The organism is Clostridium sp. MCC345, from assembly GCF_018785345.1.
Classification (GTDB): domain Bacteria; phylum Bacillota; class Clostridia; order Lachnospirales; family Anaerotignaceae; genus Anaerotignum_A; species Anaerotignum_A faecicola.
In genome coordinates this window covers 1-14,692 of sequence record NZ_WQPP01000064.1, presented here as the reverse complement: position 1 = coordinate 14,692, position 14,692 = coordinate 1, and the positions used below count along the sequence as shown (strand labels likewise).

12 protein-coding genes and 4 tRNA genes are annotated in these 14,692 nt (G+C 47.7%); 14 read left to right on the top strand and 2 right to left on the bottom strand.

Going from position 1 to position 14,692, the window contains the following annotated elements; translation table 11 throughout:
• Positions 1-30 precede the first annotated feature (30 nt).
• From GPK49_RS11165 to GPK49_RS11120, 10 genes are all read left to right on the top strand, one after another.
• A complete protein-coding gene (locus GPK49_RS11165; protein WP_215677913.1) occupies positions 31-2,436 on the top strand; it encodes an ATP-binding protein in 2,406 nt (801 codons plus the stop codon).
• A 38-nt stretch (positions 2,437-2,474) separates the two neighbouring features.
• Positions 2,475-3,419: a copper amine oxidase N-terminal domain-containing protein gene (locus GPK49_RS11160; RefSeq protein ID WP_215677911.1), complete on the top strand. Its 945-nt coding sequence runs from the start codon at positions 2,475-2,477 to the stop codon at positions 3,417-3,419.
• 183 nt (positions 3,420-3,602) lie between these two features.
• Complete coding sequence (locus tag GPK49_RS11155) at positions 3,603-5,675, top strand: N-acetylmuramoyl-L-alanine amidase family protein (protein ID WP_215677909.1); 2,073 nt, start codon at positions 3,603-3,605, stop codon at positions 5,673-5,675.
• Between the two features lie 112 nt (positions 5,676-5,787).
• The gene (gene rph, locus GPK49_RS11150) at positions 5,788-6,519 is read left to right on the top strand and encodes a ribonuclease PH (RefSeq protein ID WP_016406549.1); all 732 of its coding nucleotides are present in this window, start codon (positions 5,788-5,790) and stop codon (positions 6,517-6,519) included.
• A gap of 20 nt (positions 6,520-6,539) precedes the next feature.
• Entirely contained in the window at positions 6,540-7,133 is a 594-nt protein-coding gene (locus GPK49_RS11145; RefSeq protein WP_016406548.1) for an XTP/dITP diphosphatase, read from the top strand.
• Between the two features lie 4 nt (positions 7,134-7,137).
• The gene (locus tag GPK49_RS11140; RefSeq protein WP_016406547.1) at positions 7,138-7,647 is read left to right on the top strand and encodes a metallophosphoesterase family protein; all 510 of its coding nucleotides are present in this window, start codon (positions 7,138-7,140) and stop codon (positions 7,645-7,647) included.
• A gap of 124 nt (positions 7,648-7,771) precedes the next feature.
• Positions 7,772-7,845 (top strand) — tRNA-Arg (locus GPK49_RS11135).
• Positions 7,846-7,855: 10 nt separating this feature from the next.
• Positions 7,856-7,926, top strand: a tRNA-Gly gene (locus GPK49_RS11130).
• A 10-nt stretch (positions 7,927-7,936) separates the two neighbouring features.
• Positions 7,937-8,010 (top strand) — tRNA-Arg (locus tag GPK49_RS11125).
• 174 nt (positions 8,011-8,184) lie between these two features.
• Positions 8,185-8,266: transfer RNA gene (locus tag GPK49_RS11120), tRNA-Leu, on the top strand.
• Positions 8,267-8,351: 85 nt separating this feature from the next.
• On the opposite strand, the gene pepF is transcribed toward GPK49_RS11120, so the two are convergent.
• Positions 8,352-10,148, bottom strand: a complete 1,797-nt coding sequence (gene pepF, locus GPK49_RS11115; protein WP_215677907.1) for an oligoendopeptidase F — start codon at positions 10,146-10,148, stop codon at positions 8,352-8,354.
• A 201-nt stretch (positions 10,149-10,349) separates the two neighbouring features.
• Between pepF and glgA the strand changes: the two genes are divergently transcribed.
• From glgA to GPK49_RS11095, 4 genes are all read left to right on the top strand, one after another.
• Positions 10,350-11,783: a glycogen synthase GlgA gene (glgA, locus tag GPK49_RS11110; RefSeq protein ID WP_215677905.1), complete on the top strand. Its 1,434-nt coding sequence runs from the start codon at positions 10,350-10,352 to the stop codon at positions 11,781-11,783.
• 144 nt (positions 11,784-11,927) lie between these two features.
• A complete protein-coding gene (locus tag GPK49_RS11105; protein WP_016406544.1) occupies positions 11,928-12,182 on the top strand; it encodes a hypothetical protein in 255 nt (84 codons plus the stop codon).
• Positions 12,183-12,188: 6 nt separating this feature from the next.
• Complete coding sequence (locus GPK49_RS11100) at positions 12,189-13,523, top strand: DUF5711 family protein (protein WP_215677903.1); 1,335 nt, start codon at positions 12,189-12,191, stop codon at positions 13,521-13,523.
• A 111-nt stretch (positions 13,524-13,634) separates the two neighbouring features.
• Complete coding sequence (locus GPK49_RS11095) at positions 13,635-14,327, top strand: CvpA family protein (RefSeq protein ID WP_215677901.1); 693 nt, start codon at positions 13,635-13,637, stop codon at positions 14,325-14,327.
• Between the two features lie 10 nt (positions 14,328-14,337).
• Here the strand turns inward: GPK49_RS11095 and GPK49_RS11090 are convergent.
• Positions 14,338-14,692 (bottom strand): hypothetical protein (locus GPK49_RS11090; RefSeq protein WP_215677899.1); only part of this gene is annotated, 355 nt, incomplete at its 5' end.

Below are 14,692 nucleotides of genomic sequence, written 5' to 3'. Positions count from 1 at the left end.
GCGTTTTTTGCAAAAAGGAGATGAAGAAAAATGGAAAAACCATTTGAATTGGCGTATACAGAGCTAAAGAAAGGGTGCTTTCCTGAGGAGCTGTCCTTTCGCACAACGGCGGAGATCAAGCCTCTGGAGGGGGTCATTGGGCAGGAAAGAGCCGTGAAGGCATTTGATTTCGGCTTGGCAGTAAAAATGAAGGGCTACAATATTTATATGGCAGGCCCTTCCGGCACGGGCAAAACTACCTATGCAAGAAACAGCACCGAAAAGCTGGCGCAGACAGAGCCGGTGCCGTATGACTGGTGCTATGTCTATAACTTTCAGAATCCCAGAAGCCCTTTGGCACTGCGCTTCGAGCCGGGACAGGGCAAGCAGTTCAAGGAGGACATGGCAGAGCTGGTGCAGCTTTTCAAAACGGAGCTGCAGAAGGCGTTCCGTGCGGAGGATTACGAAACACAGAAAAACACTTTGGAGCATTCCTTTGATGAAAAGAGAGACGCGCTTATGGCAGAAATGAGTGCCGTTGCGGAGCAGTACAGCTTTCAGGTAAAAACAACGAATGCAGGCGTATTTTTCATGCCTGTGGTAGAGGGCAAGGCGGTCGGCGAGGATGAATACGATGACCTGAGCGAGGATATAAAAAATAAAATTGAGAAAAATTCTCAGATGGTGCAGGAAAAAGCAGGCTCCATTATGCGTGAGCTGCGCGATATGGATAAGGAATCCAAGCGGCAGACCGATCAGTTGGATTATAAAACGGGAATGTTTGCCATCGGGCATCATGTGAATGCGGTGCAGGAAAAATATCGGGAATATGAAAGAGTTATTTCCTACATCAATGCGGTGCAGGAGGATGTTCTGGAAAATATCAGCCAGTTCGTTGAGGAGGAAGAGGATGGCGAAGACAGCCTTGCAAGTCTCCTGCCGATGCTTGGGAAAAAGCCTGCCGAGGATGTGACGCTGAAATATAAGGTCAATCTGATTGTGGACCATTCTGACAGCAAGGGTGCGCCCATCGTGGTGACGTTTAACCCGACCTATAATAATCTGGTGGGTGAGGTGGAATATGACAGCGAATTCGGGAATTTGACAACGGATTTCATGAAGATTAAGGGCGGCCTGTTCCATAAGGCGAATGGCGGCTACCTGCTGGTGCAGGCGCAGGATATTCTTTCCACACCACAGGCATGGGAGGCACTCCGCCGCGTGATGAAGACCAGAGAAATCAACATGGACTCCATACGGGAGCAGCTGGGTGCAGTGGTTGCGCCTACCCTGAAGCCGGAGCCGATTCCTGCAAATATCAAGGTGATTATGATTGGCAGCAGCTATTATTATGAGCTGTTGAATGAATATGACGAGGAATTTGATAAGTTCTTCAAAATTCGCGCGGACTTTGATTATGAAATGCCTCGTACAGATGAAAATATCCGGAAAATCGCGCAGTTTATCAAACGGTTTGTGGATAGAGAGGGGTGCATGGAATTTGATGTAAGCGCGGTTTGCGCTATTGTGGAATATTCCTCCCGAACGGCAGAGCGGCAGGATAAGCTTTCCACGCGCTTCAATCATCTGGCGGAGATTCTCTGCGAAGCGGTAACATGGGCAAAGCTGGAAGGAGCGGAGCTTGTGACGGCGGAACATATTCAGAAAACCATTTACGAAAAGGAGCAGCGGATGAAGCTGTATGAAGAAAAGCTGGACGAAATGCTCGAAGAAAACGTCATTATGATTGATACCGAAGGGGCGGAAATCGGGCAGATTAACGGGCTTGCCGTTCTGGATATGGGCAATTATGCCTTTGGGAATCCTTCCCGTATTACGGCAACAACCTATGTCGGCAAATCCGGCATTGTGAATATCGAGAAGGAGGCACGCCTGAGCGGACAGACGCATGACAAGGGCGTGCAGATTATCACGGGCTTTCTGGGGCAGACCTATGCGCAGAATTTTCCGCTTTCTTTGAGCTGTCGGGTTTGCTTCGAGCAGAATTATAATGGTATTGATGGGGACAGCGCCTCCAGTACGGAATTATACTGCATTCTTTCCTCCTTGGCGGAACTGCCGATTCGTCAGGATTTGGCGGTGACGGGTTCTGTCAACCAGAAGGGCGAAATTCAGGCAATCGGCGGTGTGACCCATAAAATCGAAGGGTTCTTCGACCTTTGCAGAAAACGCGGTCTGACGGGGACACAGGGGGTAATTATTCCTGTTTCCAATGTGAAGGATCTGGTGCTGAAGGATGAGGTGGTGCAGGCGGTGAAGGACGGTCTGTTCCATATTTATCCGATTTCTAAGATTGATGAAGGGATTGAGCTTCTGATGGGGCTGTCCGCCGGAAAGAAGAATAAGACAGGAAATTTCCCTGCGAACAGCGTACACGGCAGGGTTATGAAAAAGCTGAAGGCGTTTGATAAACGAGCGCAGGGCGAGGAAGAATAAAAAGCAAGACAACATGGGAAAAACGAAAGGAGCATTTTATGAAGAAAATAATTGGTTTAGCCTTGGTGGCAGGCTGTCTGGCAGCGATGCCTGTGATGGCGCAGGCGGCGGAATTTCCTGCGGTGGATATCGCGACAAAGTGCGAGTATGCGAATGGACACACGGGCTTCAAAAAGGATGACAGACCGGATGAAATTACCATGAAGAAGCTGATTCTGACGGAAACAGAGACAGATGGCTTTGCGGCAGGCGCGAAATTCGTATTTACCGCAGAAGGAAAAATGCAGTTTGCAGAGAAAGAAAAAACGGTTGTGGAAAACGGCTCCGTAAAGGCGGAATGTTACGCAGAGGAAGGCAAGCTGATTGTGCAGATTCTTGCGGCGGATGACACGAAGCAGGAAGCCCTGACGCTTTCCGATTATACGCTGGATGCGGAAAATGGCGCATTGGAGGTTGGCTCCGGTGTGCATTATGGTCTGTATGCAGACTACGAGGATGCAGACGGAAAAACTGAACAGACAAAGGTGATTGAAAATTTCGTGGATGCGAACTTTGAAATCTCGACCAGAACAAACTGGGTGATAACCATTCCTGTGGGCGAGAATTCTATTTATTCCGGCGCAGACAGGATCGCGTTGGATACTCCGGCTTACCTCAGCAAAAGCGGCTATACTATGCTGCCCCTGCGTGCGGCGGTAAAGGCGTTTGACCGTGAGCCGACCAAAGTTGATTGGAACGCAGGGGAGAAAGAGGTCACCATTCTGAAGGGAGATGTCTATTTTCAAATGAAAGCAGGCGAAAAGAAAATGCTTTATGGTGGCAATCCATTGGAAACCTCGGGGGAACTAGAGATTGTCAATGGCAGAGCCTTCCTTCCGATGCGGGATTGGGCGAAGATTTTCGGCGCAGAAAAAATTCTCTGGAACGATGAAACGAAAACCGCAACGCTCAAGGGGAGCTATACGGAAAACCGCGGCAGATAAGCAAGAAAATATTGGAAAAGGGCGTTTATTGGGAACAATAGACGCTCTTTTTTCGACTAAAGATTAAGACTTTCTTACAAAATGGGAAAGAACCTTTTCATTTTGACAAAATTTGATATACTGATATACTAGAGGAGTATGTCAAAGGAAAGTTTACATAAGGATAAGCAGGAGGAATACACAATGAGACATAAGTGGAAACGGCTCCTGCTGACAACGATGGCGGTGGGGATGCTTTCATCCGTAACGGCATTTGCAGCAAATGTCAGCATGAACCTATTTTATAACGGCAAGAACCACGCATACAATGCGAAGGAGATTGTGGTAAAGATTGACGGAAAAACCATGACACCGAAGGATATGCCTGCGGTCGCGATTGACGGCAGAACGCTTCTGCCCATGCGCCAGATTGCGCAGGAGCTTGGCTGCGAGGTTACCTGGAACGAAGAAGCCAAGCAGGCGTATGTGATCAATGATGATTACACACTGGTCTTTGAAATGAATAAGGCAACCGGCTACAAAAACGGCAAAACCTTTACCATGGATGTGCCGCCAATGATTGTAAACGACAGAACGATGCTGCCTGTGCGTGCGTTGGCTTCTGCACTGGATCTGAACATTCAGTGGGACGATGCAACCAGAACGGTTTCCATCAAAACGACGGCAAACACCACGCCGACAACACCTACAACACCGACAAATCCAACCACACCCACCACACCCACTACACCGAGCGTGAATTATGTCACGCTGAATAAGGTGGCTGTGCCGGCAAGCAAAACGGCGGAGCAGACCTTCTCCGTGCAGGCAAGCGGTGCGGTTTCCTCCTATGAGGAGGTCTACGTGGCAGATAACAAGATTGTGCTTGATTTTTACGGCGCAAAGAACGGTCTGGCGACAAGTCTGACTGCAACGAACAGCGGTATTGTGACCGCAGTGCGGACGGCGGAGCATACAGCGGATGATGGTACAATCTACACCAGAGTGGTGTTTGATTTAACAGGGAAAAAGAACTACACCATTACGCAGAGTGCGGATAAATCCAAGCTGACGATTGCATTCAAAAGCGTAACGGTCAGCGATATTGCAATTCGACATAACAGCAGCACCGACAGAGATATCATTGAGGTTGGCGGGGACAGCGCACTGGGCGTGAACGTCTATACGCTTTCCAATCCGAGCAGGGTTGTTGTGGATATTCCCAATGCGGTTTCCGAGCTGGACAGCACCTTTGACGTAAGCGCACTGGAATATGTAACGGCAGGCAGAGCGGCAATGTTCAACGATACGACTCTGCGGTTGGTATTTGAGGTGGACGGCATGGCGAAATACAGCTATACCACAGATAATCATGCGATGACATTACAGATTTTCAGCTCCAGTATGAAAAACATGAGCTATGACACAAGCGCAAATAAGCTGTATTTGCAGAAAAAGGATACCATTCAGACAGGCAGTGTGAAAATCAATGATCATTATCTGGATGGCTATACCGATGTGGTATTGCCCGGAGATTATTCCGAAACCTTCGGCAGCGGCACTTATGATATCGATAACGGTGTAATCAAGAGTATTCAGGTTTCCACAAGTGGTGGCAAGACAACCATCCGCTTTAACCAGAGCCGTATCAGCTGCTACAGCATTACGGAGGAGCAGGAAAGATATGTCATTTCCGTAAAGAATCCGCAGGATGTATACAGTAAGGTGCTTCTGCTGGATGCAGGTCACGGCGGCAGTGACCCCGGCGCAAGCGGCAACGGACTGACGGAGAAAAATCTCACCCTTACCATTATGCAGAAGGTTGCAAATTATCTGGACGGCAGCGGCATTAAGGTTTATGTGACAAGAAACAGCGATACCTACCCCACAAACAGCAGCAGGGCGCAGAGTGCAAATGCGATTGCGGATGCAATGGTTTCCATTCACATGAATTCCGGCTCGGCAGTGGCAAACGGCACAGAGGTGCTGTATAAAAACCATTCCAATGATACGGGCAGCAATCTGACAAGCCTGAAGCTGGCACAGCTGATTCAGAACAGCATTGTCAGCGCAACAGGCAACACCAATAGAGGAACAAAGCTGCGTACCGATTTGCTGATTCTGAATACAACAACCGTACCTGCGGTTATTGTAGAGACGGTATTTATCAGCAACCCCGGCGATGCGCTCAAGATTTCGCAGGAGGATTATCAGAATAAAGTCGCAAAGGCGATTGCAGATGCAATCGAGGAGGCATTTACCTATCCCTTACGATAAGATAAGAAAATCAGACCATGGCAGAGATGCTGTGGTCTTTTTCTATAAATTTTTCTGCAAATATGGTATAATTTAATCCGGAATAGAAAAAGAACAACAGGAGGAATGAGAGATGAACCGTTTTGACGGAAGAAAGACAGATGAACTGCGTCCCGTAAAAATCATCAAGGATTTTACGCGCTACGCGGAGGGGTCTGTGCTGATAGAATGGGGCAACACAAAGGTACTTTGCAACGCCTCCGTAGAGGAAAGCGTGCCGCCCTTTAAAAAGGGGAGCGGCGAAGGCTGGGTAACGGCAGAATATTCCATGCTGCCTCGCGCAACCGCAACAAGAAACAAAAGGGACATCAATAAGCTGAAGCTGAATCAGCGTTCCACGGAAATTCAGAGACTGATTGGCAGAGCCTTGCGTGCGGCAGTGGATTTTACGGAGCTGGGCGAAAGAAGCATTACGGTGGACTGCGATGTTCTGCAGGCGGACGGCGGCACCAGAACGGCATCTATCACAGGCGGCTTTGTTGCACTGGCAATGGCGTGTCGGAAATTGGTAGCGGAGGGGCTGATTGAAAAAATGCCCCTGCACCGTTATATTTCCGCGGTAAGCGTTGGTGTGGTAGATGGCGTTGCCATGGCGGATCTTTGCTATGAGGAGGATTCCGCGGCGGAAGTGGATATGAATATTATCATGACGGATGAAGGAAACTTCGTAGAGGTGCAGGGCACAGGTGAGCATGGCACCTTTACGCAGGAACAGCTTCTGGAGTTGCTTGCGCTTGGCAGAAAGGCGGCAGGCGAATTGAAACAGCTGCAGCAGGCGGCGCTGGATGGTCTGGAATTGAGCTAAGGATGAACGAGGAGGAAACGATGGAAACGATTATTTTTGCAACGAAAAATAAAGGGAAAATCAAGGAAATCAACGAAATTCTGGCGGATATGGATGTAAATGTCATTTCCATGGAAGAAGCAGGCATTACGATTGACGTGGTGGAGGATGGCAAGACCTTTGAGGAAAATGCCATGAAAAAGGCAGTGCAGGTGATGGAAATCGGCGGCAAGATTACCCTGAGCGATGATTCCGGTTTGGAAATCGACTACATGGATAAAGCCCCCGGCATTTATTCCGCGCGTTTTATGGGCGAGGATACGCCTTACCCCGAACGCTTCAAGGCGATTTTTGAAAAGCTGAACGGTGTGCCGGAGGAAAAGAGAACGGCGCGCTTTGTCAGCTGTATTGCGGCAGCATTCCCTGATGGCAGACGTTTGGTCAGCTATGATACCGTTGAGGGCATCATCGGCTATGAGGCAAAGGGCGAGAATGGCTTCGGCTATGACCCTATTTTTTATGTACCGGAAAAGGGGAAATATATGGCGGAGCTTTCTTCCGAGGAGAAAAATGCAATCAGCCACAGAGGAAAGGCACTGCGCAAAATGAAAGAAATGCTGAAAAAGGAACTGTAAGCCTATGAAAATTCTGGTTTTGAGTGATACCCATGCGTATCTGGAAAATGCAAGAGCGGTGCTTGCGCGGCTGCAAGGGAAGGTGGACGCGGTGTTTCATCTGGGCGACCATGATGATGACGCGGTTGCATTACAGCAGGAATTTCCTAAGCTGCCGTTTCATTATGTCAAGGGGAATAATGATTATCGCGTGGATACGCCTTCGCAGAAGCTGGTGCGGCTTGGCGGAAAAACCTTGCTCCTGACGCATGGGCATAAGCAGCGCGTGTATTGGAATTATGACACGATTTCCTATTGGGCGGAGGAACAGGGGGCGGATGTTGTGCTTTTCGGACATACGCACATGCCGCTTTGGGAGGCGGGCGGCAGAGTTGCCCTCTTTAACCCCGGGAGTATCTCTTTGCCAAGGGGCGGAACACTGCCTACCTTTGGCATTCTGACAATGGAAGACGGCAGAATCGAAGGGGCAATTATGGAATATTGGAATAAGGAGCATTTCAAACGCATCAATTAAAAGAAGGAGCCGATGAAACAACACAGGAGATTTCATCGGCTTTTTTAAAAAAATAAGAAAAGTTTGAAAAACCTGTTGACAGGCATGACGTTTTATGGCATAATATCTCTTGCGCTAGTAACGTGGATCAGTAGCTCAGTTGGATAGAGCAACGGCCTTCTAAGCCGTGGGTCGGGGGTTCGAATCCCTCCTGGTTCATTTTTTCTTTGCGGGTGTAGTTCAATGGTAGAACGTCAGCCTTCCAAGCTGAACACGTGAGTTCGATTCTCATCACCCGCTTTCGCAATGCGGATCAGTAGCTCAGTTGGATAGAGCAACGGCCTTCTAAGCCGTGGGTCGGGGGTTCGAATCCCTCCTGGTTCATAAAAAGCCATTTCAACCGATAATCGGAGGAATTGGCTTTTTTCTTTGCACAAATTTGTTTTTACGGTTGACTTTTTCAAAAAAAGCACATAAAATAAAAGCGTGTGGATGAAAGCGGTTATCGCTCCACCTCGAGTACCCTCCCCGAGTAAAAATCAGAGGGATTTTTTATTTGCGGATATGGCGAAATTGGCAGACGCGCTGGATTTAGGTTCCAGTGAGGCAACTCGTGCAGGTTCAAGTCCTGTTATCCGCATTGCAGAAATCTTGATTTTTCAAGGTTTCTTTTTTTATGCGGAATAAAAAAGAGAGCTGAAAAGCTCTCTTTTGCTTTGCGAGAATTATAAGGTTTCAAATTCATCCAACAGCTCCTTGAAAAGCTGCATGGCATTTTCAATGGGAGCGGCAGTAGTCATATCTACGCCGGCACCCTTGAGCAGGTCGATGGAATATTCGCTGTCTCCTTTAGAGAGAAAATCCAGATACGCAGCTACCGCAGGCTGTCCCTCGTTCAGAATTTTTCTGGAAAGGGCAATCGCAGCACTGTAGCCGGTTGCATACTGATATACATAGAACGCATTATAGAAATGGGGGATACGCGCCCATTCAATATCAATTTCCGAATCAATCACGATATCCTCGCCAAAATATTTGATGTTCAAATCACGATAGATTTGGTTCATGCCTTCCCATGTAAGGGGTTCGCCCTTTTCTGCCATGGCGTGTGTGATTTTTTCAAATTCGGCAAACATGGTCTGGCGGAAGAGTGTACCGCGGAACTGCTCCAGGAAATAGTTGATGAGATATTTCCGCATGGTTTTATCCTCAGTTGTTTTCAGAAGATGCTCCATCAGCAGGGCTTCATTGCAGGTAGAAGCTACCTCTGCAACGAAAATCTTATGGTCGGCATAAAGATAGGGCTGCTTTTTCCATGTGAAGAAGCTGTGCAGGGCATGCCCCATTTCATGCGCAAGAGTAAACATGCTGTTGATGGTATCGTTATGGTTGAGCAGAACAAAGGGATGTACGCCGTAGCTGCCCCAGGAATACGCACCGCCGCGCTTGCCCTTGTTTTCGTAAACATCAATCCAGCCGCTTTCCATACCGTGCGCCAGAGCCTTGCAGTACTCCTCGCCCATTACCTGCAATGCCTCTTTTACGGTTACTTTTGCCTGCTCATAAGGAATCTTGACATCTGCATCGGGTACAAGTGGAACATATAAATCATACATGTGCAGTTCATCTACGCCAAGCTCCTTTTTGCGCAGGGAAACGTAGCGGTGCAGCAGGGGAAGGCTCTTGTTGACGGTTTCAATCAGCGTATCATATACAGAAAGCGGAATATTGTCATCGGAAAGCGCCATTTCCATCGCAGAGCCGTACTTTCTTGCCTGTGCGAAAAAGACATCGCTTTTTACAGATGCGGCATAGGTTGCGGCGATGGTGTTTTTCTGTGCGGAATAGACAGAATAGAGATTTTTGAACGCCTGCTCACGAACAGAGCGGTCGGGGCTTTCCAGAAAGGTGACATATCTGCCCTTTGTCAGCTCCAATTCTTCTCCTGCGGCAGTGCGGATAGGCGGGAAAGTGATATCCGCGTCATTCAGCATGGTAAAAATCTGCTGCGGTGCGCCGCCTAGCTCTGCGGTTCTGGCAAGCAGATGTTCCTCCGCAGGAGAAAGGGTGTGTGCCTTCTGGCGCAGAAGGGTATGGAAGAAATGGTCATAGACAGCAAAATCTGCCGCTTTTTCTGCACGGAAGGCGGTAAGCTTTTCCTCTGGAATGGCAATAATTTCAGGGGTGAGGAAGGAAACTGCCGCAGAATAGCGAATCAGCAGCAGCTCTGCACGGGAAGCCAGCCCCTGATAGAAGGCATTTGCACTATCCTCGTGCATCCGCATGGAGGCGTAGGTATAGATATGGTCTAATTTCAGGGAAAGTGCCTCATTCTTTTTCAGGCAGGAAAGCAGTGTTTCTGCGGAGTCCGCCAGCTTGCCGGCAAAGGCAGTCAGCTCGGGCAGACTCTTTTCCAGAGAGGCATAGGCAGCCTCCCAATCAGCATCGGTTTTGAAATAATCCTCGATGTGCCAATGAAAACGAGGGTCGGTATCCTTTCGTTCGGGAATGGTATGATTCATAATCGTAGCCTCTTTTCTATTTTAGATTTTATTTTTTGATTTTTTTTATTTCAATCTATAGCATACCATTTCTTTGGGAATTTATAAAGGGGATGAAAACGTGTATTTTTTTCGGAAATCCGTAAATTTTATCAGATGTTCTGCGGGTTTTTCTTGCTGTCGGGACGTTTTCATTGTATGATAAAAAAGAGGTGATATTTTATGGAAAAGGGTTTGAAGGTACTTTTAGTTGCCTCCGAATCAGCGCCTTTTGTCAAAAGCGGCGGCTTGGGTGATGTTGTCGGCTCTTTGCCGAAGTCATTGCAGAAAAAGAACGTGGATGTCCGTGTGGTCATTCCTCGTCATAGAGTAATTAAAAACGAGACAATGTACGGCGTGGAATTTTTAGGAGAATTTGACGTTTATTTACAATGGAGAAAACAGAGAGCCAAGGTTCTGGTAAAGCCCGGAGAGGTGCCTGTTTATTTTATTGAAAACGATTATTATTTCAGCCGTGGTGCGTTATACGGCTTTGATGACGATAACGAACGCTTTGCCTTTTTCGGCAAGGCTGTTCTGGATATGCTGGCAATGCTTGATTTTTATCCTGATGTGATTCATTGCAACGACTGGCAGACAGGGCCGGTCTGTATGTATCTGAAGGAAATGTACAATAAGGTAACGGAATATTCCAAAATCAAAACACTGTTTACGATTCATAATTTGCAGTATCAGGGACGTTTTTCGCTCGATACCATGGAGCTTCTGGGAGTGTCCGACTGGGCATACGCCAATATTGAATTTTATAATACGGTCTGCTATATGAAAATGGGTCTGGTGTATGCCGATTATATCAGTACCGTCAGCGGAACCTATGCACAGGAAATTCAGACACCCGAATATGGGTATGGCATGGATGGCATTTTGCGCAGCAGAAGCGACCGCCTTTGCGGGATTCTGAACGGCATTGATTTTACGGCGAATAACCCCGAAACAGATGGTTTTATCGTGAAGCATTTCAGCGCGGCGCATCCCGAAGGAAAGACAGAGAATAAGCATGCCCTGCAAAAACGCTTGGGCCTGGAGGAACGGGAGGTTCCGTTGATTGCCATGATTACACGCTTGGCAGACCAAAAGGGTGTGGATATTCTGGCACCTGTTTTGGATGAAATGATGCGCCGAGATGTGCAGTTTGTGCTGCTTGGCACGGGTGAGCCTTCGTATGAATATACCTTCCGCAGCCTGCAGAGCCGTTACCCCGGCAGGGTTTCTGCGAATATCTTCTTTGATGAGGCACTGGCACAGCAGATTTACGCATCTGCGGATTTATTTCTGATGCCTTCCAAGTTTGAACCCTGCGGCTTAGGGCAGATGTTCAGCCTGCGCTTTGGCACTGTGCCGATTGCGAGAAAAACAGGCGGTCTGGCGGATACGATTCGGCAGTATAACCCTGAGACGAAGGAGGGCAATGGGTTTTTATTTGAAACCTATGACTGCGGCGGACTGCTTTGGGCATTGGATGAAGCCCTGCGTACCTACCACATGGGCAGGGAAGAATGGGCGCACGTTGTGAAAAATGCAATGCTTTGTGATTATTCGTGGGAAAGCTCCGCGGTACAGTATATTGCACTGTATGAAAAGCTGAAAGAAAATTAAGAAAAGAGAACGCCTGAGAAAAAATTGTTATAAAATTTCTCGGGCGTTTTTTTGAAAAAAGAAAGCTGTGTTGATTTGCAAAAACGGTATGAATATAGTATGATAGAGAAAAAGAATTGCAATCAAGCGTCAGGAGGGATTGCCATGATTACAGTATGGAACAGGAAAGAGCTGTTTTGCACATTTGATATGAAAAAACAGGCGGAGGTGCGAGATATTCTCTGGAAATTTGATATTTCTTATGAGATGCGCGTTTCTGATCGGGCGGATTTTTTTGTGAGCGGAAGAACAACTTCGACGGATGCAGATATCGACCATCAGACGGAATACCTGATTTATGTCAGGAAGGAAGACTATGACAGAGCCATGTTTTTGGTACAGAGAAATTTGAAGGAATAAGCGGCAATGAAAAGAAGACCGAAAAAATTTTTGAATAACAGTAATAAGATGCTGACTGCGTTGGTCTGTATTCTGGCGGTGGTCTGTCTGGTAGCAGGTGGGATTTATATTGATACCTTCCATGGACAGGGGCGTTTTCTCGCCCTTATCGGAAAAACGAACCGAACGCAGGCGCAGGAGGAGGACACAGCCGTGCAGGAGGATACACCGAAGGAAAGCGTGGCGGTGGATGCCGGCAGTAAGGCGGCTGTTGCTGCATTTGGAAAGGAATTTCTGCTTTGCACGAAGGATGGCGTGAAATATTATACCGCCGTAGGGGCGCAGAAGTGGAGTGATACCTTCAGTATGACTTCGCCAACCCTTGTGCAGGAAGGCGATTTTGTTGCTGTTGGCGACATGGGCGGTAAAACGGTACGGGTTTATAATAAGGAAGGAATGGTTTATGATTTGCAGGCGGAAGGCTCTCCTGTGCAGTTCGCGCTGAATGAAACCGGCTATCTTTCCCTGATTACGAAGAATGACAGCAGCTACCGCATCTGTGTTTATAACCGGAAGGGGAAGCTTTTGAAGGAGCGTGTGGAGGAGAGCAAGGGCATTTATCCCCTTTCCTCGGATGTATCGGATGACAGCAGGGTGTTTGCGATCAGCTATCTGGACACAACGGATATTTCCCCGATGGGGCGCGTTCTGCTGTTCTATATCAATGCGGAGGATGGAGAAAACTTTACGGACAGCATGTTTGCGGCAGTGGAAAAAACGGATGAAATCATTCCGGTTATCAGCTATCGCAAAAATGGCGCGTTGGCGGTGATTTCCGATCAGGCAGTCTATGGTGTTGGCAGTGACGGCGGCGAGCTTTGGAATTATCCTCTGGAAAATACCGTTGATCAAGCGGCATTAGGGAATAAGGAATATATTGTGCTTGCGCTGGGGGACGGTGTGGCAAATAAGGATGGCAGAGAGAAGGGAACGGTTTGTTGGCTGGATGGCAGCGGCAATGAGAAGGGCTCCTTTGCCTCCGGCGAGAGTGTGACGTATCTGCATGCGGCAGAAAAAGGCATTGTGGTCGGCAATGACCGCGATTATACCGGTGTAACCTACAGCGGCAATGAAAGCTGGAATTATACGGCAATCACCGATTTGAATGACCTGATTCCGATGGAAAAGCTGAACCGCGTGATGGCAGTTGGGAAGAATGAGATTTCTGTTTATGCCATGACAAAGGGGAAAAAGCAGACAAATGCGACAAAAGCGGCGGATACGGAAAATGCAAGTGTTTCTGCGAGAAATGAAACAACGCAGAATGAAAAAACACAAAATGAAGCGACACAAAAGCAGTAAAAATAGGGAAGGGCGGCAGAATGGGCAAGAGAATGCCAGGCCGCCTTTCTTTTGTGAAAATTTTCTCTGCATGCGGTTCTATTATATATAGAAGAAAAAGGAGGAAAACGGATGAATTGGATATTGGATGGGGCTGTGGCGGCGGTCATTCTGGGCTGCGCCGTTGCGGCATGGCGAAAGGGTCTGATTCGCGCGGTACTTGGCTTTTTGCCGATGGCACTGGCGCTGCTCGGAACGAAAGCAGTAAGTCCTTTTATCGGAAGATTTTTAAGGGAGACAATCCTGTTTGATAAAATGTCCGATGCGATTCAGACCTCCATGGGGCTGGATACGGCTTTGCAGGAGGGCGCAATGCAGACGCAGACCGCGCTGATTGAGGCAATGCCCCTTCCGGAATTTCTGAAGGAGGCGCTTCTGGAAAATAATAATCCTGTGATTTATCAGCTGCTCCACGCGGAAAGCCTGAAGGAATATATCGCAGGGTATCTTGCGAATGTCTGCATCAATGTAATGAGTGTTGCGGCGGCGTTTGTGCTGATTTATATTGTAGTGAAGGTGGTAATCAATGCACTGCACCTGTTCAGTAAGCTGCCGGGACTGAATTTTCTGAATCGATTCAGCGGATTTCTGGTGGGCGGCGCGAAGGGGATTGTCTGCGTCTGGCTGGCAGGCATTGTGCTGACATTTTTTCAGTGCAGGGGGGCGTTTGCAGAACTTTTTTCTGCCATGGAACGGACGCTTTTTGCAGGATATTTTTACGAAAACAACATATTATTGCAGCTGATTCTGACGATATTTACCTGAAAGCCCGGTTTTACGGGCTTTTGCTGTTTTGAAAGAATTTTTGCAAAAAACGAAAAAAGTTGTTGACAAAGAAGTATCTCCATGATAATATATTTAAGCGGTCGCGAGAACGGCCGAAAATAAAACAACTTGCACCTTGAAAACTGAATACAAGTAAAGCAAAAATAGAGTCAATCGAGAAAACAAAATTTTCTATTTTCAAATGTAACAAAAGTTGTATCGCTACAACGAAACATTCCAGAGAGAAAGCTAGATTTTCTGAAAAAAACAATACGAAGTATTGTGACTGGTCAAGCAAGAAAGAGCACAAGGAGAATGCCTTGGCACTAGGAGCCGATGAAAGACGTGGTAAGCTGCGAAAAGCT